The 21,632-nt window shown below is 62.9% G+C and carries 28 protein-coding genes and 1 other RNA gene; 22 read left to right on the top strand and 7 right to left on the bottom strand.

What is annotated here, in order from left to right:
* Positions 1–146 precede the first annotated feature (146 nt).
* The 4 genes from mnmA to MMG94_RS00530 all read left to right on the top strand — a co-directional run bounded on the left by mnmA (position 147) and on the right by MMG94_RS00530 (position 2,921).
* Positions 147–1,388, top strand: coding sequence for a tRNA 2-thiouridine(34) synthase MnmA (mnmA, locus tag MMG94_RS00545; RefSeq protein WP_016919558.1), 1,242 nt, complete (start codon positions 147–149; stop codon positions 1,386–1,388).
* Positions 1,385–2,107: a class I SAM-dependent methyltransferase gene (locus MMG94_RS00540; RefSeq protein WP_016919559.1), complete on the top strand. Its 723-nt coding sequence runs from the start codon at positions 1,385–1,387 to the stop codon at positions 2,105–2,107. Before mnmA ends, MMG94_RS00540 begins: the two co-directional genes overlap by 4 nt.
* A 40-nt stretch (positions 2,108–2,147) precedes the next feature.
* Positions 2,148–2,301: non-coding RNA, 6S RNA (gene ssrS, locus MMG94_RS00535), on the top strand.
* Positions 2,302–2,333: 32 nt separating this feature from the next.
* Positions 2,334–2,921: a 5-formyltetrahydrofolate cyclo-ligase gene (locus tag MMG94_RS00530; protein ID WP_026016186.1), complete on the top strand. Its 588-nt coding sequence runs from the start codon at positions 2,334–2,336 to the stop codon at positions 2,919–2,921.
* A 51-nt stretch (positions 2,922–2,972) separates the two neighbouring features.
* Here the strand turns inward: MMG94_RS00530 and MMG94_RS00525 are convergent, their stop codons facing one another.
* The 3 genes from MMG94_RS00525 to rplS all read right to left on the bottom strand — a co-directional run bounded on the left by MMG94_RS00525 (position 2,973) and on the right by rplS (position 5,456).
* Complete coding sequence (locus tag MMG94_RS00525; protein ID WP_016919561.1) at positions 2,973–3,896, bottom strand: LysM peptidoglycan-binding domain-containing protein; 924 nt, start codon at positions 3,894–3,896, stop codon at positions 2,973–2,975.
* 71 nt (positions 3,897–3,967) lie between these two features.
* A complete protein-coding gene (cobT, locus tag MMG94_RS00520; RefSeq protein WP_244415294.1) occupies positions 3,968–4,990 on the bottom strand; it encodes a nicotinate-nucleotide--dimethylbenzimidazole phosphoribosyltransferase in 1,023 nt (340 codons plus the stop codon).
* Positions 4,991–5,069: 79 nt separating this feature from the next.
* On the bottom strand, positions 5,070–5,456 hold the full coding sequence (rplS, locus tag MMG94_RS00515; RefSeq protein ID WP_016919563.1) for a 50S ribosomal protein L19: 387 nt from the start codon (positions 5,454–5,456) through the stop codon (positions 5,070–5,072).
* Between the two features lie 234 nt (positions 5,457–5,690).
* Here rplS and MMG94_RS00510 point away from each other — a divergent pair, with 234 nt between their 5' ends.
* Positions 5,691–6,068, top strand: coding sequence for a phasin family protein (locus tag MMG94_RS00510; RefSeq protein ID WP_154420119.1), 378 nt, complete (start codon positions 5,691–5,693; stop codon positions 6,066–6,068).
* Positions 6,069–6,119: 51 nt separating this feature from the next.
* On the opposite strand, the gene MMG94_RS00505 is transcribed toward MMG94_RS00510, so the two are convergent.
* Together MMG94_RS00505 and nifA are read right to left on the bottom strand one after the other, a co-directional pair.
* Positions 6,120–6,338 (bottom strand): dodecin, encoded by a 219-nt coding sequence (locus MMG94_RS00505; protein WP_016919565.1) that lies wholly within the window; start codon positions 6,336–6,338, stop codon positions 6,120–6,122.
* Positions 6,339–6,456: 118 nt separating this feature from the next.
* Positions 6,457–8,178 carry a nif-specific transcriptional activator NifA gene (gene nifA / locus MMG94_RS00500; RefSeq protein WP_026016187.1) on the bottom strand — a complete coding sequence of 574 codons (1,722 nt, stop codon included), beginning with the start codon at positions 8,176–8,178 and terminating at the stop codon, positions 6,457–6,459.
* 436 nt (positions 8,179–8,614) lie between these two features.
* Here nifA and nifB point away from each other — a divergent pair, with 436 nt between their 5' ends.
* From nifB to MMG94_RS00430, 14 genes are all read left to right on the top strand, one after another.
* Positions 8,615–10,183, top strand: a complete 1,569-nt coding sequence (gene nifB, locus MMG94_RS00495; protein ID WP_016919567.1) for a nitrogenase cofactor biosynthesis protein NifB — start codon at positions 8,615–8,617, stop codon at positions 10,181–10,183.
* 124 nt (positions 10,184–10,307) lie between these two features.
* Positions 10,308–10,532: a 4Fe-4S dicluster domain-containing protein gene (locus tag MMG94_RS00490; protein WP_016919568.1), complete on the top strand. Its 225-nt coding sequence runs from the start codon at positions 10,308–10,310 to the stop codon at positions 10,530–10,532.
* On the top strand, positions 10,533–10,877 hold the full coding sequence (locus tag MMG94_RS00485; protein WP_016919569.1) for a HesB/IscA family protein: 345 nt from the start codon (positions 10,533–10,535) through the stop codon (positions 10,875–10,877). It begins immediately after the preceding gene.
* Between the two features lie 10 nt (positions 10,878–10,887).
* A complete protein-coding gene (locus MMG94_RS00480; protein WP_016919570.1) occupies positions 10,888–11,424 on the top strand; it encodes a tetratricopeptide repeat protein in 537 nt (178 codons plus the stop codon).
* Complete coding sequence (locus MMG94_RS00475; protein WP_016919571.1) at positions 11,414–12,214, top strand: 4Fe4S-binding leucine-rich repeat protein; 801 nt, start codon at positions 11,414–11,416, stop codon at positions 12,212–12,214. Before MMG94_RS00480 ends, MMG94_RS00475 begins: the two co-directional genes overlap by 11 nt.
* Positions 12,211–12,507, top strand: coding sequence for a nitrogen fixation protein NifZ (locus MMG94_RS00470; protein ID WP_016919572.1), 297 nt, complete (start codon positions 12,211–12,213; stop codon positions 12,505–12,507). The genes MMG94_RS00475 and MMG94_RS00470 overlap by 4 nt, the downstream gene beginning before the upstream one ends.
* The gene (locus MMG94_RS00465) at positions 12,504–12,737 is read left to right on the top strand and encodes a nitrogen fixation protein NifZ (protein WP_016919573.1); all 234 of its coding nucleotides are present in this window, start codon (positions 12,504–12,506) and stop codon (positions 12,735–12,737) included. Before MMG94_RS00470 ends, MMG94_RS00465 begins: the two co-directional genes overlap by 4 nt.
* A gap of 38 nt (positions 12,738–12,775) precedes the next feature.
* Entirely contained in the window at positions 12,776–12,988 is a 213-nt protein-coding gene (nifT, locus tag MMG94_RS00460) for a putative nitrogen fixation protein NifT (protein ID WP_026016189.1), read from the top strand.
* 1 nt (position 12,989) lies between these two features.
* Positions 12,990–13,262 carry a hypothetical protein gene (locus MMG94_RS00455; RefSeq protein WP_016919575.1) on the top strand — a complete coding sequence of 91 codons (273 nt, stop codon included), beginning with the start codon at positions 12,990–12,992 and terminating at the stop codon, positions 13,260–13,262.
* Positions 13,259–14,410: a DegT/DnrJ/EryC1/StrS family aminotransferase gene (locus MMG94_RS00450; protein ID WP_016919576.1), complete on the top strand. Its 1,152-nt coding sequence runs from the start codon at positions 13,259–13,261 to the stop codon at positions 14,408–14,410. Before MMG94_RS00455 ends, MMG94_RS00450 begins: the two co-directional genes overlap by 4 nt.
* A 36-nt stretch (positions 14,411–14,446) precedes the next feature.
* Positions 14,447–14,752, top strand: a complete 306-nt coding sequence (locus MMG94_RS00445; protein WP_016919577.1) for a 2Fe-2S iron-sulfur cluster-binding protein — start codon at positions 14,447–14,449, stop codon at positions 14,750–14,752.
* Positions 14,753–14,771: 19 nt separating this feature from the next.
* Positions 14,772–14,984, top strand: coding sequence for a hypothetical protein (locus MMG94_RS00440; protein ID WP_016919578.1), 213 nt, complete (start codon positions 14,772–14,774; stop codon positions 14,982–14,984).
* Between the two features lie 36 nt (positions 14,985–15,020).
* Positions 15,021–15,905, top strand: a complete 885-nt coding sequence (locus MMG94_RS00435) for an SIR2 family NAD-dependent protein deacylase (RefSeq protein WP_016919579.1) — start codon at positions 15,021–15,023, stop codon at positions 15,903–15,905.
* A 21-nt stretch (positions 15,906–15,926) separates the two neighbouring features.
* Complete coding sequence (locus MMG94_RS00430) at positions 15,927–16,259, top strand: (2Fe-2S) ferredoxin domain-containing protein (protein ID WP_016919580.1); 333 nt, start codon at positions 15,927–15,929, stop codon at positions 16,257–16,259.
* A 75-nt stretch (positions 16,260–16,334) separates the two neighbouring features.
* On the opposite strand, the gene MMG94_RS00425 is transcribed toward MMG94_RS00430, so the two are convergent.
* Positions 16,335–16,754, bottom strand: a complete 420-nt coding sequence (locus MMG94_RS00425) for a group III truncated hemoglobin (RefSeq protein WP_016919581.1) — start codon at positions 16,752–16,754, stop codon at positions 16,335–16,337.
* A gap of 17 nt (positions 16,755–16,771) precedes the next feature.
* Positions 16,772–17,209 (bottom strand): response regulator transcription factor, encoded by a 438-nt coding sequence (locus MMG94_RS00420; protein WP_016919582.1) that lies wholly within the window; start codon positions 17,207–17,209, stop codon positions 16,772–16,774.
* A 354-nt stretch (positions 17,210–17,563) separates the two neighbouring features.
* Between MMG94_RS00420 and nifH the strand changes: the two genes are divergently transcribed.
* The 3 genes from nifH (at position 17,564) to nifK (ending at position 21,603) form a co-directional block, all read left to right on the top strand.
* A complete protein-coding gene (nifH, locus tag MMG94_RS00415) occupies positions 17,564–18,445 on the top strand; it encodes a nitrogenase iron protein (protein ID WP_016919583.1) in 882 nt (293 codons plus the stop codon).
* A 63-nt stretch (positions 18,446–18,508) separates the two neighbouring features.
* A complete protein-coding gene (gene nifD / locus MMG94_RS00410; RefSeq protein WP_016919584.1) occupies positions 18,509–19,975 on the top strand; it encodes a nitrogenase molybdenum-iron protein alpha chain in 1,467 nt (488 codons plus the stop codon).
* A 68-nt stretch (positions 19,976–20,043) separates the two neighbouring features.
* Entirely contained in the window at positions 20,044–21,603 is a 1,560-nt protein-coding gene (gene nifK, locus MMG94_RS00405; RefSeq protein ID WP_016919585.1) for a nitrogenase molybdenum-iron protein subunit beta, read from the top strand.
* Positions 21,604–21,632 lie beyond the last annotated feature (29 nt).

Below are 21,632 nucleotides of genomic sequence, written 5' to 3'. Positions count from 1 at the left end.
AACAATATGACATGGATATGGCGCGGCGCTTTCGCGGATGCGATTGCCTCACGGATAGGTAATGATCTAAATGTCAGTTTGTCGGCGCCCTTCCGTCCAGCGGCGGAGACCCGGCTCGTGTCACTCGAAGGCGTACCTTCCCCGAAATGACGCATTGCACCATCGCTGAGGACGAGTTGCCGACCCTGCCGGCCTCCCCGGGAGAAACGCGCGTGGTCGTCGCCATGTCCGGCGGGGTGGATTCCAGCGTCGTCGCCGCGCTCATGAAGGAGCGGGGCTATGACGTCGTGGGGGTCACGCTTCAGCTTTACGATCACGGGGAAGCGACCCACCGCAAGGGCGCCTGCTGCGCCGGGCAGGACATACAGGACGCCCGCGCGGTCGCGGCGCGGCTCGGCATTCCCCATTTCGTGCTCGATTATGAGCGCCGCTTCCAGGAAAAGGTGATCGACGAATTCGCCGCCTCCTATGCGAGCGGCGAGACGCCGGTTCCCTGCATCGCCTGCAACCAGTTCATCAAATTCGCGGATCTGTTCGAGACGGCGAAGGATTTGGGCGCGCATGTCCTGGCGACGGGCCATTATATTTCCTCGCGCGACGACGGCGCGGGCGGCCGCGCCCTCTATCGGGCTCAGGACGCCTCCCGCGACCAGAGCTATTTCCTCTTCGCCACCACGCGCGAGCAGCTCAAATCCCTGCGTTTCCCGCTGGGCGACTTCACCAAGGCCGAGGTGCGCGAAATGGCGCGCCGCTATTCGCTCGACGTCGCGGACAAGCCGGACAGCCAGGACATCTGCTTCGTGCCCAGCGGCCGTTACACGGACGTCGTCCAGCGCCTGGCTCCGGAAGCGGTGGTGCCGGGCGAAATCGTGCATGTGGACGGCCGCGTGCTCGGCCGCCATGCCGGCGTCGTCCATTACACGATCGGGCAGCGGCGCGGCCTCGGGCTCGGCGCGGCGGTCGCCGGGCGCGATGCGCAGCCTCTGTTCGTCGTCCGGCTGGACGCCGCCAAGGCCCAGGTTGTGGTCGGCCCGCGCGAGGCGCTGGAGACCCGCGCGGTCGCGCTGCGCGATGTGAACTGGATCGGCCCTGGCGAGTTGTCTCAACTGCCGCCCCAGGGAATCGATATCATGGCTCGCGTCCGATCGACCCGTCCGCCCGTCCCCGCCCGGCTGATCGCAAGCGACGGCAAGGAGGCGACAGTGGTCTTCGGGACGGGAGAATTTGGCGTCTCGCCGGGTCAGGCTTGTGTGTTCTACGACCGCGCCGACGGCGCGGCGCGCGTGCTGGGCGGCGGCTTCATCTCCGCGGTCGAGCCGACGATCAAATCCGTTCCAGTCATGGCGCCGACGCCGCGCGCCGCAGCCGCGCGAGGGGCGCCCAGATGAGCGAAGCGACTGATTATAGCCGCGAAACGGAAAACCTCGACAATTGCGACGTCGAGGCGGCCTATGCGCGCTGGGCGCCGATTTATGATTTGACGTTCACCGCCGTCTTCCGTCCGGGGCGCCGGGCGCTGACAGCGGCCGCCAACAAGGCCGACGGACCGATTCTCGACGTCGGCGTCGGCACGGGTCTCGAATTGCCGATGTTCGAGCCGCATACCGAGGTCTATGGCGTCGACCTTTCGGAACATATGCTCCGCCGGGCGGCGCAGCGGGTCGAGCGCGAGCGCCTGAGCCACGTCGTCGGCCTCTACAAAATGGACGCGTCGCGGATGGCTTTCCCCGACGCGGCTTTCGCCTGCGTCTGCGCGCCCTTCGTGCTGACGGTCGTGCCGGAGCCCGAGGCGATGCTGGACGAACTGGCGCGCGTCGTGCGCCCGGGCGGCGAGATCATCCTGGTGAACCATGTCAGCCGAAAGGACGATCCTCTCGCGGCGCTCGACACCTGGCTCGACCGACATGTCGCGCCCAAGCTCGGCTGGCGACCACAATTCCCCTGGTCGATCATCGGCGACTGGATCGATCAGCGCTCCGATATGGAGCTCATGGAGCGTCGCCTCCTCGCGCCTTTCGGCCTCTTTACGATGAGCCGCATCAGAAGGCTGCCGCTATCCCAGGACGTTGACGCGCCCGTCATGCCGGCCGAACTGGAATATGCGTAAGTCTCTGGCGCTCGGACGCATCGCGCGCTAAGTTGTCATCGCGGCGCTGCGGGGTGCGTGCAGGACTTTATTCCCCGGGGCCTTATCGATCTCCATGGGAGCTGTCCCTGGCCTCGCCCGTGGGCTTGGTCACACGGCGCCCACCTACGTTGTAGGTTCCCGGGATCGATGTCCCACGGCCCAGGTGGCCCGCACTTTCACTCTCTTCGTTCCGGCCCGCCTCTTCATGACCGATGTGAAAACCGACCTCCGCCGGCGATCGCTGGCGCGACGCGATCTCGTGACTCACGACGAAGCGCATGCGGCCGCCGCGATCGTCGCGGCGCGCGGCGTCGCCCTTGTCGAGCAAATCGCGGCGAAGGCGGGGTTCGAGGCGCCGATCGTCTCGGTGTACTGGCCGATTCGCAGCGAACTGAATACGCGCCCCTTGATCGACGCGCTCGCGAACAAGGGCTATCGCGTGGCCTTGCCGGTGATGCACAAGGTGAAGCATCCGCTTATTTTTCGAGACTTCACGCCGGGCGACGACCTGGTGAAGGGTCCTTTCGGCCTTTCCGAGCCCGCCGAGGACAAGCCCGCCAGCGATCCCGACATTCTGTTTTCGCCGCTCGCCGCTTTCGACCGAAAGGGATTTCGCCTCGGCTATGGCGGCGGCATTTACGACGCGACGCTCGCCGAGCTGCGCCCCAAGAAGCGCGTGACGGCGATCGGCGTCGCCTATGCCTGCCAGGAGACGGACAACGTCCCGACCGAGCCGCATGACCAGCGGCTCGATTATCTGCTGACGGAGCGGGAATTGATCCTTCCGGTTTGACCCGGCCCGAGAGGGGGCGGACGTCTTCACGCCGCCCCTTGCGCGCCTCCGTCAGGGCTTTGCGAGGAGCGGCTCCGGCAGCTTGACGATCTGCCCGGCTTTCAGCTTCGCCGTGGGCTTGACGCCCGGATTAGCCGCCGCAAGGGCCGAAAGTTTATTCGTCTTGCCATACAGCTTCCTGGCGATCGACTTCAGCGTATCGCCGGCCTTGGCCGTATAGCTGTCGTCAGGCCGTTCCGCCGGCGCGGCGGGCGGCGACGCAGGGTCCGGCGCCTGAGCGGTTTCGGTCGGCTTCGGCTCGTCGGCGGGCGTGGAAGGCGCTTCGGCCGTCTGATTCTCCGTGGGCGCCGGATTCTCCGCGCTCGCAGACGCTTCGACGGGCTGCTCCGCCTGCGTCTGCTCCTCCGGCGCCGGCGCGACCGGCGCCTTGCCCGTCCCCATCGCGAAAACATAGACCAGCGCGGCGGCAGCCGCGGCGGCGGCGAATTCTCTCACGCCGCGCACCCGCTTGGGCGGGAAGAGCGGCGGACGATGGTCGTTCTGTTCGCCTTCCGCGACCGATTCCTCCCGACCTTTCAACCAACTGAAAAGCTCCAGAAGGAAATAGAGAAGCAGCAGCGCGGAAAGCGGCGGCTTCCAGAAGCTCAGCGGCGCGAAAATATAGGCCATCGCCGCCAGCTCGATGAGAAGCCCGCCCCAGGGAATGTCGCTATTCGCCTTGCGGCGCAACAGGGCGAGGCCCGCGACGACCACGAAAAGCAAGCCGAAAACGGCCAGAAGCGCCTCGCGCGGGAGGAAGCTCCAGCCAAAAGCCTTTGCGCCGAATAGATAGACGAGGCCCGCGGCCGTCGCGGCGTAAAGGCCATGCAGCAGGCGGTGCTTGCCGCCGAGTTGAGAGAGATGTGCGAGCATGGCGATGGCGACGACCGCCAGGAGCGCCATGGAGACATTGGCGGACAAGAGGTCCGGATTCATTGAGTTGGGCTCCAGTTGTGCCTCACTGAGCGGTGGCACGCGGATGTGACAACTTTTTGTAAGAGATCGATCTAAGCGGACTTGCCGCTGACCCCGGCGCTCTCGAAAGTCGCCATATCGCGATGGCAGGCGAGCGCCGTTTTGATGAGCGCGATGGCGAGACCCGCGCCGGAGCCTTCCCCGAGGCGCATGCCGAGATCGAGAAGCGGCTTTTTACCGAGCGTCGCCAGGACCTCGGCATGGGCGCCTTCGGCGGAGACGTGCCCGGCGATGCAATGGCCGATGGCGTCGGGCGCGATGGCGTGGAGCAGCGCCGCCGCCGCGCAGACCACGAAGCCGTCGAGCACGACGGGGACGCGGTTGAGGCGCGCCGCCGTGATCGCCCCCATCATGGCGGCGATTTCCCGCCCGCCGAGACGGCGCATGATTTCCAGAGGATCGGACAGATGTCGAGCGTGCAGCGCCAGCGCCGCGTCAATCGCCGCGTTCTTGCGCGCGAGCCCGGCGTCGTCGACCCCCGTGCCGCGTCCCGTCCAGCGCGACGCCGGCCCGCCAAAAAGCGCCGCGTAGATCGCTGCGGCGCTCGTCGTATTGCCGATCCCCATTTCGCCCGGGGCCAAGAGATCGATCCCCCCTTCGATCGCCTCGAAACCATAGGCGAAGGTAGCCGCCGCCTCGCGCTCGTCCATCGCGGGACCCTGCGTAAAGTCGAAGGTCGGCCGTTCGAGCGCGAGCTCATAGACTTTCAGGCCGATATCATGCGCCTTGCAGATCTGGTTGATCGCGGCGCCGCCGCTCGTGAAGTTCTGAACCATCTGCGCGGTGACGCTCGCCGGAAAGGCCGAAACCCCCTGCGCTGCGACGCCATGATTGCCCGCGTAAACCGCGACGAGCGGCCGCGCGATCGCCGGCGCCGGCGCGCCTTGCCAGGCGGCGAGCCATTCGACGATCTCCTCGAGGCGTCCAAGCGCGCCCGGCGGCTTGGTCAATTGCGCGTCGCGCGCCCGAACGGCGGCGACCGCCGCCTGATCCGGAGCCGGGAGGCGCGCGAACAGCATTCGGATTTCTTCGAAAGGGCGGATGTCGGTCGACATGGCGAGACTCATTGGCGGACAAAATAAAACCGCCCGGACCTCTCGGCGCCGGGCGGCTGAAAAGCGTTGCTGCGACGGCTTACTCGGCCGGAGCGGCCTTGGGCTTGTTGTCCACGCGCTCGGCGATGCGGGCCGACTTGCCGCGGCGGTCGCGCAAATAATAGAGCTTGGCGCGACGAACTTTGCCGCGGCGGACGACCTTGATCGAGTCGATCAGCGGGCCGTGGATCGGGAAGACGCGCTCGACGCCCTCGCCATAAGAAATCTTGCGAACGGTGAAGCTCTCATTAAGACCGCCGCCATTGCGCGCGATCACGACGCCTTCATAGGCCTGGACGCGCGAGCGGTCGCCTTCCTTCACCTTGACGTTCACCACGACGGTGTCGCCGGGACGGAATTCCGGGATCTTCTTGCCTTCGACGAGCCTGGCGGCCTGCTCAGCCTCGAGCTGCTCGATGATGTTCATTGTAAACTCCAGCCGTTTCGTCTTTGGCCTTTCGGCCGACGAGCGTTTCGGAACGCTGTTTTAGTTGAGAAGGCCCTCTACAGGAGTCCGGCGGTTTTGTCGAGTGTGCGGGCGCAACAAAAGAACCCGATGGCCGAAAGAAAGTGGCCGGTCCGGGGCGGCCCGCCGACGAGATGCGACCTATATGGGACTCCCGGGGCGGCTGGCCATAGAACTCAGCAAGGGAACAATAAAATGACCCAGCAAGAGGAGCGCCAAGGACCGGGAGCCGGACAGCGGACCGCGGAGTTCATGGCGGAGGGACGCCAGCGCATCGAGGATTTCGCGGACGCCCAGGCGCAGTTTTGGGACCGCGTGCAGGACTCCAACCGCAAATGGCTCGACCGCTTTCAAACGGAAGCGACGATGGCCGCCGACTTCGCCAATAAATTGACCTCGGCCAAATCCCTCACCGACACCGCCAATCTTTTTCAGAACTGGACGGTGAAGCATATGGAGCTCGCGACGGAGGACGCGCGCCGCATGCTGTCGGACACGCAGGAGATCATGGCGGCGGGAGCCCGCTTCTGGTCGAATGTCGGGGCTGGCGACGGCAGGGGTCGAGGACATTAATTCAAGGCGCGTGGCGGAGGCTCGCCAGCCGGGCCTCCGCTTTGGGCGAGGCTATTCCTCCTCGCGATCATGCGTGAAACCCACTTTCAGCGAGACCTGATATTTTTCGACATTGCCCTTGTCGATGCGACCGCGAATCTGCATCACCTCGAACCATTGAAGGTTTCGCAGCGTCAAGCCCGCGCGCTGTATCGCCGCTCCGATCGCGCCCTCGATGCTGTCAGGGGACGTTCCGACGAGCTCCACGACCTTGTAAACGGAGTTTTCCATACGGCGCTCCCAAATAAATCAATCCTGACGGAGAATTTAGGGCGGCGCGCTTGTCCGTCACCACGGGCTGAAGAGCGCGGCGCTTCCGCGAACCGAGCGAAAGCGCCGCGCTCCGCCGTCAGAACTTCTTGACTTCGATCCCATGCTTTTGAAGCGCGTAGCCGATCTGCCGCGGCGTCAGGCCGAGAAGCCTCGCCGCCTTCGCCTTGACCCAGCCGGCGCGCTCCATCGCATCGACGAGCTTTTCATAATCGGTGCGCGGATCCTTCTCGATCACGGTGCAGTTCTCCGCGCCGGGACAGGCTTCCCCCACGACAGGGGCCGCCGGCGCAATGGACTCCAGCGGAACGGGAGGTCTCGCGGCTTGCGGCGCGACGATCGGCAAAGGCGTCGTCCCCAACGGCCATTTCGACGAGGACCCGCTCCACAATATCGAAGACAGGCACCCGTCCTTGCGGCAGGAGAAGTCCTTATCGACGATGATGTCGCCATGGGCGAGCGTCGCCGTGCGGTAGATGCAGTTCTCGAGTTCGCGAATATTGCCGGGGAAGCCGCATTCGTTGAGCACGACCATCGCCGAATCGGAGAGCCGCAGCTTGCCGCCCTGCTCTGTGTTGAAGCGGCGCAGGAATTCATTGGCGAGCATTTCGAGATCGCCCTTCCGATCGCGCAGCGGCGGCAGAAAGATCGGCACCACGCTGATGCGATAGTAAAGGTCGGCGCGGAATTCGCCGCGCTGCACGGCTTCCTCGAGATTGCGGTTCGTCGCGCAGACGAGGCGCACGTCGACCTTGAGCGTGCGCGCCCCGCCGACGCGCTCGAACTCGCCCTCCTGGAGGACGCGCAGCAGTTTCGCCTGAAAGGCGGGCGTGATCTCGCCGATCTCGTCGAGAAACAGCGTGCCGCCATCGGCGAGTTCGAAACGTCCCTTGCGCATATTCGCCGCGCCGGTAAAGGCGCCGCGCTCATGTCCGAAGAGTTCGGATTCGAGCACGCTTTCCGGCAGCGCCGCGCAATTGAGCTTGACGAAGGGCTTGTTGCGGCGGGGCGACTGGTCGTGAATCGCGGCCGCGAACAACTCCTTGCCCGTGCCGGATTCGCCCCGCAGCAGAACCGTCGATTTGGCCTTGGCGACGATACGGATTTTCTCGACCACGGCGCGCACGGCGGGGCTGTCGCCGACAATGCCTTTGAGTCCTTCCGCCTTGACCTCCGGCGGAATCGCCGCTTTGTCGCGCCAGGCGCTCTCCTGCATCAAACGCTCGCGGTCGCGCGCGATGAGCTTATGCAGCCGAAGCGTCTGCCCGACCAGATTTGCGATCATGGTCAGGAAGCGCACGTCGTGATCGAAGAGAACGGATGAGCGGTGATTACGGGCGCGATCGACCGTCAAAGTGCCGACGACGGTGTCGCCGTCCTTGATCGGCACGCCGATCATCGAAAAGGACTGGCCATCCTCCGGACCCCAGCCGGAAAGATCCGTGCCCTCGAAGAGCGGCGATGCGGAGACGTCCTCGATGACGACGGGCATTTTCGTCGCGACGATCTGGCCGACCGCCCGCTCGGGGAGCCGATCGAAGAAGACTTTCGCGGCGCCTTCGCTCCAACCGGAGCCGACGACCACTTCCGGCGCCCCTTTTGCGTCCAGGATGGCGATCAGTCCGTGACGCATGTCGAGGAAGCTCGACAGAAGCGTCAGAACGCCCGCAAGCACGTTTTCAAGGCGATTGGCGGACGCCAGAAGTTTCGAGATTTCGTAGATGCCGACCAGCGCGGTTTCGCCGGAGACCACCGCGCGAGGGGGCGGGGCGCTAACGGAGCCGCCGAGTTCAAGACCCATGTGGGAGCCTCATGACAGGCGTTGCTTTGTCACGGTGACAAGCAAGGGATGCGCCACTTGCGGAAATGACCCGGAATCCCCGGCAGCTCAACCCTTTGCAACGAGCCTGCGAAATATTGGAACTATTATAATTTCAAAAGAAATGGCGCGATTTTAGCTTCGGCGCCGATTCCTCCGGCGCCCCCTCCCATGACGTAAATCAAGCCGGACGAATGTCGCCTTGCGAACATATCTCCGACGGCTTTGCGACAAGCCTCCCTGGCGGCCAAATGCCGGATACTGATCAATATTCATTATATATTTCAATATCTTAAACGAATATTCGCTCCATGGCACGCTTGTTGCGGTCGAACCGCCAACGTCGGCGGCCGACATTGGAATTGTTCCAGACACCCTTCACGCGGGGTCCAAACAACAAGCCTGAGAGGTTGATGAAATGGACGACTCTCGCTCCTTCGACACTTATGAGGCTGAACCGGCGTCGCCGCAGCTCGACGACATCATGCAGAAGATCGCCGAGCATAAAGGATGCGGCACGTCGGGCGGCAGCGGCAAGGCGAGCTGCGGCTCCGGCGCCGGTTCCGGCGACATGCCGCAAGAGATTTGGGATAAGGTCAAAAACCATCCCTGCTACAGCGAGGAAGCGCATCACCATTATGCGCGCATGCATGTCGCCGTCGCGCCGGCCTGCAACATTCAGTGCAACTACTGCAACCGCAAATATGATTGCGCCAATGAGTCACGGCCCGGCGTCGTTTCGGAAAAGCTGAGTCCGGAACAGGCCGCCAAGAAAGTGCTCGCCGTCGCCTCCGCCATTCCGCAGATGACGGTGCTCGGCATCGCCGGCCCCGGCGACCCGCTCGCCAATCCCGGCAAGACCTTCAAGACCTTCGAGCTGATCTCCGAGGCCGCGCCCGACATCAAGCTCTGCCTCTCGACCAATGGCCTCGCCCTCCCCGACCATGTCGAGACGATCAAGAAGTTCAACGTCGATCACGTCACGATCACGATCAATATGACGGATCCCGACATCGGCGCTGAAATCTATCCCTGGGTGTTCTGGAAGCATAAGCGCGTCACCGGCAAGGAAGCCGCGAAGATCCTCACCGACCGCCAGTTGCAGGGCCTCGAGATGCTGACGGCGAACGGCATCCTCTGCAAGGTCAACTCGGTGATGATCCCCGGCGTCAATGACGACCACCTCGTGACCGTGAACCGCGAAGTGAAGTCGCGCGGCGCCTTCCTGCACAACATCATGCCGCTCATCTCGTCGCCCGAGCATGGCACGGTCTTCGGCCTCAACGGCCAGCGCGGCCCCTCCGCGCAGGAGCTGAAGGCGCTGCAGGACAGCTGCGAAGGCGAGATGAACATGATGCGCCATTGCCGCCAGTGCCGCGCCGACGCGGTGGGCCTGCTCGGCGAAGACCGCAGCGCGGAATTCACCACCGACAAGATCATGGAGATGGAGGTCAATTACGACCTTTCCGCGCGTCAGGCCTATCAGGAGAAGGTCGAGGAAGAGCGTCAGGCGAAAGTCGCCGCGCGCAACGCCGAGCTCGAAACCCTGGCGGGCGCCAATGCGGACATCAAGATCCTCGTCGCGGTCGCGACCAAGGGTTCGGGCCGCATCAACGAACATTTCGGCCATGCGACGGAGTTCCAGGTCTATGAACTCTCCAGCTCGGGCGCGAAATTCGTCGGTCACCGCCGCGTCGACCTCTATTGCCAGGGCGGCTATGGCGAGGACGACGCGCTCGAGACGGTCATCCGCGCGATCAATGATTGCCACGCAGTCTTCGTCGCGAAGATCGGCCATTGCCCGAAGGACGATCTGATCAAGGCCGGCATCGATCCGGTCGATCAATACGCCTACGAGTTCATCGAGCAGTCGGCGATCTCCTACTTCAAGGACTATCTCGCCAGGGTGAGCAGCGGCGAGATCGCGCATGTCGCGCGCGGCGACGCCGACATTCGTCAGGGCGCATTCGTCGCCGTGGACGCGTAACGCGCGTGCGGATCGGACCGACGGCCCGATCCGCCAAAGCGACGTTCGTCGAAGAACAGCCCGAACTCCCACAGTACCTCGTGGGAGTTCGGGCGGAAAACGAGCCAAGCAAAGGAGCTGACCAATGACCTACAAGATTGTCGCCTCTCAATGCACGTCCTGCTCCGCCTGCGAGGCGGAATGCCCGAACGTCGCCATCTCCGAGAAGAACGGCACCTTCGTCATCAATCCGAAGAAATGCACGGAGTGCATCGGTTATTTCGACGTGCCGCAATGCGTCGCGGTTTGCCCCGTCGACAATACCTGCGTGATCGACAATTCCTATCCCCGCTATCAGCCGAGCGCCTAAATGAAGATCGAATTCACCCCCGCCGCCGAGAAGTTCATCCGCCGTCTCGTCATGTTCGACGGCGGTCCGGGCTACGGCCTTCGCCTTCTTGTTTCGCCGGGCGGCTGCTCGGGCATGTCGGCGGAGTTCTCCGTCGAGCCCGCGCCGAAGGAAGGCGAACAGGTCTATGCGCATACGCAGTTCAAACTGTTCCTGCCCGCGCAGAGCCGCCTGCTGCTCGACGGCGTGACGATCGACTTCAAGGAGACGGCGACCTCGACGGGCTTCTCCTTCATCGATCCCAAGGCGACGGGCTGCGGTTGCAAGTCGACGACCGAAGCGCCCGCTTTCGAGGAAACGGCGTGAGATTTGTAAGATGACGCGTGACGCGGCAGTGCAGAATGGCGTGGCGGCGGAGCAGGATTTTCTTGCCTCCGTCATCCTGGGGGAAGGCCTCCCCGAGGAGGCTGATCGCCTTCTGCGCGCCGCGGCTTTGTCATATGACCAGGACGATCTGGCGCTCCAATATCTGATGGAAGCGCGGAGCCTTGCGCCGGATCATCCGGCGACGCTGATCGGCCTCTATCGCTTCTTCTTCTACAAAGGGCGCCTCGAGGAATGCCTCGACGTCGCGGAGACCTGCCTCACGCGGGCCGCGATCGACAATTCGCTGCCGCTCGATTGGCGGGAGGTGTCGGCCGGCGACGCGGCCTTCGGCGATTACGAAGCCGTTCTGCCGCGCTTCTTCATGTTCTCCCTGAAGGGCTACGCCTATCTGAACATGCGCCTCGGCGATTACGACGCCAGCCGCGAAGCGATCGACAAGCTCCTGCAACTCGATCCCGCCGACAAGATCGGCGCGACCGTCCTTCGCGAGGTCCTCGAACGGCGCGGGCTCGAAGATGTCGACTGACGACATCGACGAAGCCATCGACTGGCTCGGCAATCCGGTCGATTGCGCGGTTTGCCCGCATCAGGACCGCCTCTCCAGCGGCAAATGCAAGCCGCTGCGCGCCTGCGTGCATGACCGCTATGCGCGACGCATCGATCGTTTCTTCGACTGGAATCCCGACCTCGCGCGCGATTACGTCGCGCACGATTATTTCGAGGTTCGCGCCTGCGCCGCAAAAGCCGCCGAAATTTTTCTGCTCCCCGCGATGCTGGACGATCCCGAGGAAGCCGTCCGCTGGAGCGCCGCGCGACGCCTTCCGCGCCGCTACATCCTGCGTCTGCGCAACGACCCGCATCGGGAAGTCCGCATCCGCATCGCGGGCCGGCTCGAGGGCAGGGATCTGCTGCCGATGATGTCGGACGAAGACTATGCCGTCCGCCAGGCCGTCGCCAAAAAGCTGCCGCCCGATCTTCTCGTGCTGATGATCAACGACGCCGATCCCGGCGTTCGCCGCGTCATTGCGAGCCGGATCGAACAGGCGGCGCTGATGCGTCTTGCAAAGGACAGCGATCCTGTCGTGCGCCTCGAAGCCGCCAAGCGCCTGGAGCCCGCCGACCTCAAAGGTCTGATCAAGGACCAGGATTGGCGCATTCGTTACGAAGTGGCGCAACGCGCGGATCTCGAAAATATCGGCGCGCTCTCCATGGACGAGGACCCGCTCGTGCGCGAATGCGTGCGCGACCGCTTCAAGGATGCGGGCCTGGAGCCGCCTTCGAACGTCATCGTCGCACAAACGCGGAGCGATCCATGACCAATATCAGCCGGGACAGCGATCACGTCGAACTCGAAGGCCCGCCTTATTTCGATTACGGCGACAGGGTTCGCGCCAAGCGCACGATCCGCAATGACGGAACCTTCCCCGGCAAGGACATTGGCGAGGTCCTCGTCAAGAAGGGCGAGGAAGGATTCGTCGTCAATATCGGCACCTTCCTTCAGCAATTTTACATCTACGGCGTCGAGTTCGAATCCACCGGCAACCGCGTGGGCATGAAGCGAAAAGAGCTGGAGATGGTCAACCTGTCCGGCGAGGAGGACGATGAATGAGCGGACCGGCGAAATTCGACTGGGGCATGCGCGTGCGCGCGACGACCGACCTCGTCAATGACGGTTCCTATCCCGAACGCGCGGACGAGGAACTGCTGGTGAAAACCGGCGACACGGGCGAGATTGTCAATGTTGGCATGCATGTTGAAACGGAGACGCCCGTCTATCTCGTCGAATTCTCTCCGCAGCTCATCATTGGCTGCCTCGAGGACGAAATCGAGCCGGTCTGAGCAACATCATCCGCAACCGCCAAAGAAAGAGGCGCAACGTGAAAGTCATGATCCGCAGAGACTCTGAGGGCGTCCTCTCGGCCTATGTGCCCAAGAAGGACCTCGAGGAGCCGATCGTCTCGGTCCAGAACCCCGAAATGTGGGGCGGATCCGTGACTCTCGCCAATGGCTGGGTGTTGCAGCTTCCGCAGATGGCGGCCGACACGTCGCTGCCGATCACCGTCGAAGCCAAGAAGATCGGCGGAGAATGACATGACGCTCGCCCCTGCGCAGGTTTCGCAGATGGACTCGGCGCTCGCGACGGCGGACGCCAGCTCGCAGACGCTCGCGGCCCTGCGCCAGCTTGCGCCGGGGCTGATGGTGACCCGCTGCGACGCGATCGACATGCGCGACGAGACGCCCTTCCGCGTCTACGAAAAGTGCTCGCTCTATCTCATCGACGGACGCGACCACTGCTGGAAGATCACTCAGGATCCGGGCTGCGCGACGGGCGTCGCGCTCGCTCCCAATGGAGGCGCAGCATGAAGACGACGTTCCTGCCGCTGAACGACCCGGACCTCGCGCAAAGCGATCTCGAAGCGGTGATCGAAGTTCTCCAGGGGCAGCGCCTCTCGCAAGGCGAGACCGTCGAGGCCTTTGAAGAGGAATTCGCCCGCTATCTCGGCCGCAAGCACGCCGTCGCGGTCTCCAGCGGCACGATCGGCCTTCTGCTCGTCATGCGCGCGCTCGGCGTCGGAGTCGGCGACGAAGTGGTGACTTCGTCCTACTCCTTCCGCGAAACGACGCACGCCATCGCCCTCGCCGGCGCGAAGCCCGTCTTTGCGGACATCGACTATTGGGCCGGAACGCTCGATCCGGAAAAGGCGCGCAAGGTCATCACGGAAAAGACGCGCGCGATTGTCGCCTCCAACACGAACGGCCACCCCGCGCCGTGGGACGCGTTCCGCGCGTTGGCGAGCGAACACAATATCGCGTTGATCGAAGACTCCACCGAGGCGATCGGCTCCGTCTACAAGGGAAAGCTGGTCGGAACCTTCGGCGATTGCGCCGTCTTCGACTTCTCTCAGCCCGGCGCGCTCGTCTGCGGCGAAGGCGGAATGATCGTCACGGACAATGACGACACGGCCGCGATGCTGCGCCGCCTGCGCAGCCGCAAGATCGAAGAGCGCTCCTCCGTCGTGCTCGGAGCCTGGGCGCCGATGCAGGCGACGTTGAGCGATATCGCCGCCGCGCTCGGCCTCGCGCAATTGCGCCGGCTGGAGCTGCTGCTCGCGCGCCGCAAGCGGGTCGAGCGCTGGTTCCTCGATTATGTGCGGTCCTTCGAGGGCATCAAGGATCCGTATATCGCGCCAGACGTCGATCACGTTCACTGGTTCCTTTACGTCGTCCATCTCGGCACGCGCTTCTCGCGCTCAAGCCGCGACGCGATCGTCGACGATCTGCGTCAGGAAAAGATCGAGGCGACCGCCTATTCGACGCCGCTGCATCTGCAACGCCATTATTTCGACCTCGGCTATCGGCGCGGCGATTTCTTCGTGACGGAGAAGGTCGCGGATCGCGCCGTCGCCCTCCCCTTCCACGCGCATCTCACCGAAGATCAGGTCGCTTTCATCGTCGGCACGATGAAGGACGCCTCAATCAATATCGGCGCGGGAACCGCCATCTATCTCTAGCGGCCGCATGGCCATTCAAACACAAGGAGTCAAACAATGCCGACCGTCACCATTCTTCCCTCGGGAAAGACCATCGAAGCCACGACGGGCAGCCGTCTGCTCGACGCCATTCTCGCCGCCGGCGAACCGATCGTCAGCAAATGCGGCGGCGAAGCGAAGTGCGGCCAGTGCCACATCTTCGTCACCGAGGGCAAGAAGAGCCTTAGCAAGACGACGCGCGCCGAGAACGAGAAACTCGACACGATTGTCGGCGTCGGCTCGAAATCGCGTCTCGCCTGCCAGGCCATGCTCGGCGCCGAAAATGTAACGGTGGAATTGCTGGGCTTCAACTCCGGCTTCTGATCCGACAAAGGAGACAAAAATGACCGACACGATCCTTATCCATGTCCGTTTCAACAATGACGGCTCGGTATTGGAGATTCAGGACCGTCCGACGAGCCTGACGCCGCAGCAGTGGTTCAGCAAGCTCTCCGACAAGGCCGGCAACGCGTTCCAGGCGCTGACGGGCGGTCGCGGCGTGTTCCGCATCGCGCCGGCCGACGTCGAGGCGCTGAAAGCGTCTGTCCTTCAGTGAGGCCTGCGTCGGCCTTTTGGCGAAAGGAATGTGGGAATGATCGATGAAATTGCAGCGGCCTTTCGTCAAGGCGACGTGATTCCTTATCTCGGGCCGGGCGTCACCGGCCTCCCCGGGGAGGCGGCGCCTCCGTCGCTTCCCGAAAAACTCGTGCAGGAGCTCACGGCCGGCGCGACCGTGCCGCACAAAATTCGCAACAATCTGACGGCGGCTTCTCAATATATCGAGAACTTCAAGCATCGTAAGACGCTGACCTGCCTGATGGCGAAAGCTTTCGACGTCGATTGCCCGCCGGGCCCCTTCCATGAATGGCTCGCGGCGCAGACGCAATTGTCGCTCGTCGTCCACGCCTGGTACGACGATCTCGTCACGAAGGCGTTCAAGTCCCGCGGCGATTGGGGACTGGTTCAGGGCGTGACTCAAAGCGAACATTTCGGCGATTGGGTGAACTGGTTCCACCCGGACGGCTCCGCCGTTCCGACCAAGGAATTCATCCGCGACGGCTCCGGCGCCAAGGCCCCCGCCGAAGCGCCCGAAGAAACGCTCGCCTGGCGCACCCTCGTCTATGAGCCGCTCGGAGCGGTCTGGCCCGCGTCGAACTTCATCGTGTCCGATTCCGACTATGTCGAGGTTCTGACCGAAATCGACATTCAGACGCCGATCCCCGACTCGGTGCAGACGATCCGCAAGGGCCGCAGCTTCCTGTTCCTCGGCTGCCGTTTCACCAACCAGCTCGAACGCAGCTTCGCCCGCCAGATCATGAAGCGCTCATCCGACAAGCATTGGGCGGTGATCGAGGGCCAGCTCACCAAGAATGAAGAGAAGTTCCTGCGCGAGCAGAATATCGAACGCATCGACGCGAGCCTGACGGCGTTCACGGCCGCGCTCGCCGAAACCAGCCTTGCGGCCGCGGCCGAGTAAAATTCCGAAGAAAGAGAGAGAATGATCGAGGACCTTCCGCAAGTCTTCAAATATCACGTCTTCACCTGCTTCCAGCAGCGCCCGCCGGGACATCCGCGCGGCAGCTGCATGGCGTCCGGCGCGAAGCCCTTGTGGGATCGGCTGCAAGGGAAGCTCAATGCGCAGCCCATGCCGGAAGTGTCGGTGACGGCGACCGGTTGCCTCGGCTTCTGCCGCGCGGGCCCGCTGATGGTCGTCTATCCCCAGGGCGTGTGGTACACCCCGCGTACGGAAGCTGACATAGACGAAATCTTCCAGTCCCATTTCGTCGACGGCAATCCGGTCGAACGGCTGATCATCGTCCCGCAGCTCTGAGAGCGAAACCAATACGAGCGAAAAGGCCGCCGAAGGTTTGACCCTTCCGGCGGCCTTTTCGTCTTTTCGGGCTCGTTACGCCGGAACCTTGGACGGACGCCCCTCCGCATCCTTGAACGGGAACAGCCCCGACTGGAAGCATTGCGTCATATGATCGGCCCGCGCGATCGCGGCCGTCGCGAGCGCTTCCGGCATCGTCTCCGCCGCCGCCTTTTTAAAAAGCGACAACCAGCGTCCGAAATGTTCGACCTCGATCGGCAGATTGACGTGAACGCCGAAGGGCGTGCCCTGATAGCGCGTCGTGCCGAGGAGCGCGTGCGACCAGAAATTGGCGACGATCTCCAGATGCGGCTCGAGCTCCGCAATCGTCTTCTCGAAGACCGGTCCCAGCATCGGGTCGGCGCCGCCGATCTCGTAAAAGCGCTTCACGCAGGCGCGGATCGCCGCCTCCGCCGCTTCATTGTCCATCACGTCTTCTTTCACCGCCGCTTCCATCCCGGCCTCCGCTAATCTCACCTTACATTGAGCACTGTCAGTGGAATTGTCACGCCGCCGGCGCTGCGACCAAGCATCGCGTCGACCTTCTGCCGAACGAACTCGATCTTGAGCGGCTTTGCGAGAAATCCGTTGGCCCCCGCCGCGACGCATTCCTTGCCAAAGGCGGCGCTGTCCGGTTCGACGACGATCAGAACCTTGGCCTTGGGCGCGGACTCGCGAAGCTTCGCAAAAATCCCGAACCCTTCCGTTTTCGGCAGGCCTTCCGCGAGAAGGATGAGGTCCGGCGGCTGGGTCTTCGCCTTTTCGCAAGCGTTCGCCGTGCTCGCGACTTCATGCGCCTCGAATTCGTCGTGCAGCATGAACTGAAGCGCCGCGCGGATAATTTCATTGTCGTCGACAATGAACACCCGCTTGTTCTCCAGAGCTTTCGACATCTCAACGCCGATCTGCATTTCGTCGCCTCATTCCAGTTGTCGGTAAGCGACTCGAAGCAATCGACATGCCGTCGGCCGGCCGTCTTCTTTGGACGTATTCCAGAGTCAGTTCGGTAGCGAACATGACTGTCGGCTTTGACACACGTCATTCGGCGATCCGCGAGCCCTCCTAACCGCATTGTTTTTATTGATATTATGCAGATTTTCTGACCTTGGCACGCCCTTTGCGCAACAGGGCTCGCAAGGCTTTTGGCTGCCGGTTCGAACGCTCTCTTGGGAAACGCTCCGGCCGCCCGCGCCTCGTCGCAAAGTGAAAGACTGCTCGGGCTCGCGTGTGGCGCGCTCAAACTAAGTCCAATCAAGGAGAATGCAATGTCGCTTCGACAGATCGCTTTCTACGGCAAGGGTGGCATCGGCAAATCGACGACCTCCCAGAACACCCTCGCGGCGCTCGCCGAGATGGGTCAGAAGATCCTCATCGTTGGCTGCGACCCCAAGGCCGACTCGACCCGTCTGATCCTTCACGCCAAGGCCCAGGACACCATCCTGTCGCTCGCCGCTGAAGCCGGCTCGGTCGAGGACCTCGAACTCGAAGACGTGATGAAGGTCGGCTTCCAGGACATCCGCTGCGTCGAGTCGGGCGGTCCGGAGCCGGGCGTGGGCTGCGCCGGCCGCGGCGTCATCACCTCGATCAACTTCCTCGAAGAAAACGGCGCTTATGAAGGCGTCGATTACGTCTCTTACGACGTTCTCGGCGACGTGGTGTGCGGCGGCTTCGCGATGCCGATCCGTGAGAACAAGGCGCAGGAAATCTACATCGTCATGTCTGGCGAGATGATGGCCATGTATGCGGCCAACAACATTTCCAAGGGCATTCTGAAATATGCCAACTCCGGCGGCGTGCGCCTGGGCGGGCTGGTCTGCAACGAGCGCCAGACCGACAAGGAGCTTGAGCTGGCCCAGTCGCTGGCGGCGAAGCTCGGCTGCGAGCTCATTCACTTCGTGCCGCGCGACAATATCGTTCAGCACGCCGAACTGCGCCGCATGACGGTCATCGAATACGCGCCGGACTCCAAGCAGGCCGCCGAGTATCGCACCCTCGCGAACAAGGTCCACGCCAATAAGGGCAACGGCATCATCCCGACGCCGATCACCATGGACGAGCTCGAGGACCTGCTTATGGAGCATGGCGTCATGGCTCAGGTCGACGAGAGCCAGGTCGGCAAGACCGCTTCGGAACTCTCCGTCGCGTAAGGCAACAACCGCCCGGCCCTCGGCAGGGCCGGGCCTACGATCCGATCACGAAAGGGCTCCGTCATGAGTGTGGCGCAAGCTGAATCCATCGAAGACATCAAGGCCCGCAACAAGGAACTCGTTCAGGAAGTCCTGAAGGCCTATCCGGAAAAGACCGCCAAGCGTCGCGCCAAGCACCTCGGCACGTTCGAAGACGGTAAGCCGGATTGCGGCGTCAAGTCGAACATCAAGTCCATTCCCGGCGTCATGACCATTCGCGGCTGCGCCTATGCCGGCTCGAAGGGCGTCGTGTGGGGTCCGATCAAGGACATGATCCACATCTCCCACGGCCCGGTCGGCTGTGGCCAGTATAGCTGGGCGTCCCGTCGCAACTATTATATCGGCACGACCGGCATCGACACTTTCGGCACGATGCAGTTCACCTCCGATTTCCAGGAGAAGGACATCGTGTTCGGCGGCGACAAGAAGCTCGCCAAGATCATCGACGAAATCCAGGACCTGTTCCCGCTGAACAAGGGCATCTCGGTTCAGTCGGAATGCCCGATCGGCCTGATCGGCGACGACATCGAGGCCGTCTCCAAGGCCAAAACGAAGGAATACGAAGGCAAGACGATCGTTCCCGTGCGCTGCGAAGGTTTCCGCGGCGTGTCGCAGTCGCTCGGCCATCATATCGCCAACGACGCGATCCGCGACTGGGTCTTCGACAAGTCCGAGGGCAAGCCGATCCGCTTCGAGCCGTCGCCTTATGACGTCGCGATCATCGGCGACTACAACATCGGCGGCGACGCCTGGTCCTCGCGCATTCTGCTCGAGGAAATGGGTCTGCGCGTCGTGGCGCAGTGGTCGGGCGACGGCACGATCGCCGAACTCGAAGCGACGCCGAAGGCGAAGCTGAACGTTCTGCACTGCTACCGCTCGATGAACTACATCTCCCGCCACATGGAAGAGAAGTACGGGATTCCGTGGTGCGAGTACAACTTCTTCGGACCGTCCAAGATCGAGGAGTCGCTGCGCAAGATCGCTTCGCACTTCGACGACAAGATCAAGGAAGGCGCCGAGCGCGTCATCGCGAAATATCGTCCGCTCATGGACGCCGTCATCGCGAAATACCGCCCGCGTCTCGAGGGCAAGAAGGTCATGCTCTATGTCGGCGGCCTGCGTCCGCGCCACGTCATCGGCGCCTACGAAGACCTCGGCATGGAAGTGGTCGGCACGGGCTATGAGTTCGGGCACAATGACGACTATCAGCGCACGACCCATTACGTGAAGGACGGCACGCTGATCTACGACGACGTCACGGGCTACGAGTTCGAGAAGTTCGTCGAGAAGATCCAGCCGGATCTGGTCGGCTCGGGCATCAAGGAAAAATACGTCTTCCAGAAGATGGGCGTGCCCTTCCGCCAGATGCACAGCTGGGACTATTCGGGCCCCTATCACGGCTATGACGGCTTCGCGATCTTCGCGCGCGACATGGACATGGCGATCAACGCGCCGGTCTGGAAAATGGCCAGGGCCCCCTGGGCGGCCTGATCCAAAAACGAAAAGGTCTCGCCCTTCCCCCGGGGCGGGACCGGCTCGCGGAAACATGAGGAATAGCCATGCCACAGAATGCCGATAACGTTCTCGACCACTTCAATCTGTTCCGCCAGCCGGAATATCGGGAGATGTTCGAGAACAAGAAGAAGAACTTCGAAAACCCCGTCGCGGACAACGAGCTGGAGCGCGTTCGCGAATGGACCAAGACGGAAGAATACAAGGAAAAGAACTTCGCCCGCGAAGCTCTGACGGTCAACCCGGCCAAGGCCTGTCAGCCGCTTGGCGCGGTCTTCGCGGCTGTCGGCTTCGAGAGCACCATTCCCTTCGTCCATGGTTCGCAGGGCTGCGTCGCTTATTACCGCTCGCACTTCTCGCGTCACTTCAAGGAGCCGACCTCCTGCGTCTCCTCCTCGATGACGGAAGACGCGGCGGTGTTCGGCGGCCTGAACAACATGATCGACGGTCTGGCGAATACGTACAACATGTATAAGCCGAAGATGATCTCCGTCTCCACCACCTGCATGGCGGAAGTCATCGGCGACGATTTGAACGCCTTCATCAAGACGTCGAAGGAAAAGGGCTCGGTTCCCCAGGAATTCGACGTTCCCTTCGCCCACACCCCGGCCTTTGTCGGCAGCCACATCACCGGCTACGACAATGTCATGAAGGGCGTCCTCGAGCATTTCTGGGACGGCAAGGCGGGCACGGAGCCCAAGCTCGAGCGCACGCCGAACAACAGCATCAACTTCCTTGGCGGGTTCGACGGCTACACGGTCGGCAATCTGCGCGAAGTGAAGCGCATCTTTGAATCGATGGGCGTGGAATATACGCTCATCGGCGACAATAGCGACGTGTGGGACACGCCGACCGACGGCGAATTCCGCATGTATGACGGCGGCACCAAGCTGGAAGACGTCGCCAATGCGCTGCACGCCAAGGCGACCATCTCGATGCAGGAATACTGCACCGAAAAGACCCTTCCCTATATCGCGACCAAGGGCCAGGAAGTCGTCGCCCTCAACCATCCGGTGGGCGTCGCCGCGACCGACAAGTTCCTGATGGAGATTTCGCGCCTCTCCGGCAAGCCGATCTCCGAGGAGCTGACCAAGGAGCGCGGCCGTCTCGTCGACGCGATCGCCGACTCGTCCGCGCATATCCACGGCAAGAAATTCGCGATCTACGGCGATCCGGATCTCTGCTATGGTCTCGCGGCCTTCCTGCTCGAACTCGGCGCCGAGCCGATTCATGTCCTCGCCACCAATGGCGGCAAGGGCTGGGCGGAGAAGATGCAAAGGCTGTTCGACTCCTCGCCCTTCGGCAAAGGCTGCAAGGCCTATGCGGGCAAGGATCTGTGGCACATGCGCTCGCTGCTCTTCACGGAGCCGGTCGACTATCTCATCGGCAACACCTACGGCAAGTATCTCGACCGCGATACGGGCACGCCGCTCATCCGCATCGGCTTCCCGATCTTCGATCGCCACCACAAGCACCGTTATCCGGTGTGGGGCTATCAGGGCTCGATGAACGTCCTGGTGTGGATCCTCGACGCGATCTTCGAGGATATCGACCGCAACACGAACGTCGTGGCGAAGTCGGACTACTCCTTCGACATCATTCGCTAAGCGAACAAAGCTTCGCCGGGCCCCCTGGC

The organism is Methylocystis parvus OBBP, from assembly GCF_027571405.1.
Taxonomy (GTDB): domain Bacteria; phylum Pseudomonadota; class Alphaproteobacteria; order Rhizobiales; family Beijerinckiaceae; genus Methylocystis; species Methylocystis parva.
Note: the sequence above shows the minus strand (reverse complement) of the source record. Positions and strands in the feature narration are given on the sequence as shown.

What these genes read in the sequence shown, in the direction of transcription:
- nifH (WP_016919583.1), top strand. Translation starts at nt 17,564, where the DNA reads ATGTCGCTTCGACAGATCGCTTTCTACGGCAAGGGTGGCATCGGCAAA.
- MMG94_RS00435 (WP_016919579.1), top strand. Translation starts at nt 15,021, where the DNA reads ATGATCGATGAAATTGCAGCGGCCTTTCGTCAAGGCGACGTGATTCCT.
- MMG94_RS00525 (WP_016919561.1), bottom strand. Translation starts at nt 3,896, where the DNA reads ATGAATCCGGACCTCTTGTCCGCCAATGTCTCCATGGCGCTCCTGGCG.
- nifK (WP_016919585.1), top strand. Translation starts at nt 20,044, where the DNA reads ATGCCACAGAATGCCGATAACGTTCTCGACCACTTCAATCTGTTCCGC.
- MMG94_RS00490 (WP_016919568.1), top strand. Translation starts at nt 10,308, where the DNA reads ATGACCTACAAGATTGTCGCCTCTCAATGCACGTCCTGCTCCGCCTGC.
- MMG94_RS00420 (WP_016919582.1), bottom strand. Translation starts at nt 17,209, where the DNA reads ATGCAGATCGGCGTTGAGATGTCGAAAGCTCTGGAGAACAAGCGGGTG.
- MMG94_RS00485 (WP_016919569.1), top strand. Translation starts at nt 10,533, where the DNA reads ATGAAGATCGAATTCACCCCCGCCGCCGAGAAGTTCATCCGCCGTCTC.
- MMG94_RS00510 (WP_154420119.1), top strand. Translation starts at nt 5,691, where the DNA reads ATGACCCAGCAAGAGGAGCGCCAAGGACCGGGAGCCGGACAGCGGACC.
- MMG94_RS00480 (WP_016919570.1), top strand. Translation starts at nt 10,888, where the DNA reads ATGACGCGTGACGCGGCAGTGCAGAATGGCGTGGCGGCGGAGCAGGAT.
- MMG94_RS00505 (WP_016919565.1), bottom strand. Translation starts at nt 6,338, where the DNA reads ATGGAAAACTCCGTTTACAAGGTCGTGGAGCTCGTCGGAACGTCCCCT.
- MMG94_RS00530 (WP_026016186.1), top strand. Translation starts at nt 2,334, where the DNA reads ATGACCGATGTGAAAACCGACCTCCGCCGGCGATCGCTGGCGCGACGC.
- MMG94_RS00430 (WP_016919580.1), top strand. Translation starts at nt 15,927, where the DNA reads ATGATCGAGGACCTTCCGCAAGTCTTCAAATATCACGTCTTCACCTGC.
- MMG94_RS00440 (WP_016919578.1), top strand. Translation starts at nt 14,772, where the DNA reads ATGACCGACACGATCCTTATCCATGTCCGTTTCAACAATGACGGCTCG.
- nifA (WP_026016187.1), bottom strand. Translation starts at nt 8,178, where the DNA reads ATGGGTCTTGAACTCGGCGGCTCCGTTAGCGCCCCGCCCCCTCGCGCG.
- MMG94_RS00540 (WP_016919559.1), top strand. Translation starts at nt 1,385, where the DNA reads ATGAGCGAAGCGACTGATTATAGCCGCGAAACGGAAAACCTCGACAAT.
- MMG94_RS00445 (WP_016919577.1), top strand. Translation starts at nt 14,447, where the DNA reads ATGCCGACCGTCACCATTCTTCCCTCGGGAAAGACCATCGAAGCCACG.
- MMG94_RS00450 (WP_016919576.1), top strand. Translation starts at nt 13,259, where the DNA reads ATGAAGACGACGTTCCTGCCGCTGAACGACCCGGACCTCGCGCAAAGC.
- rplS (WP_016919563.1), bottom strand. Translation starts at nt 5,456, where the DNA reads ATGAACATCATCGAGCAGCTCGAGGCTGAGCAGGCCGCCAGGCTCGTC.
- MMG94_RS00475 (WP_016919571.1), top strand. Translation starts at nt 11,414, where the DNA reads ATGTCGACTGACGACATCGACGAAGCCATCGACTGGCTCGGCAATCCG.
- MMG94_RS00455 (WP_016919575.1), top strand. Translation starts at nt 12,990, where the DNA reads ATGACGCTCGCCCCTGCGCAGGTTTCGCAGATGGACTCGGCGCTCGCG.
- cobT (WP_244415294.1), bottom strand. Translation starts at nt 4,990, where the DNA reads ATGTCGACCGACATCCGCCCTTTCGAAGAAATCCGAATGCTGTTCGCG.
- nifD (WP_016919584.1), top strand. Translation starts at nt 18,509, where the DNA reads ATGAGTGTGGCGCAAGCTGAATCCATCGAAGACATCAAGGCCCGCAAC.
- mnmA (WP_016919558.1), top strand. Translation starts at nt 147, where the DNA reads ATGACGCATTGCACCATCGCTGAGGACGAGTTGCCGACCCTGCCGGCC.
- MMG94_RS00425 (WP_016919581.1), bottom strand. Translation starts at nt 16,754, where the DNA reads ATGGAAGCGGCGGTGAAAGAAGACGTGATGGACAATGAAGCGGCGGAG.
- MMG94_RS00470 (WP_016919572.1), top strand. Translation starts at nt 12,211, where the DNA reads ATGACCAATATCAGCCGGGACAGCGATCACGTCGAACTCGAAGGCCCG.
- MMG94_RS00465 (WP_016919573.1), top strand. Translation starts at nt 12,504, where the DNA reads ATGAGCGGACCGGCGAAATTCGACTGGGGCATGCGCGTGCGCGCGACG.
- nifB (WP_016919567.1), top strand. Translation starts at nt 8,615, where the DNA reads ATGGACGACTCTCGCTCCTTCGACACTTATGAGGCTGAACCGGCGTCG.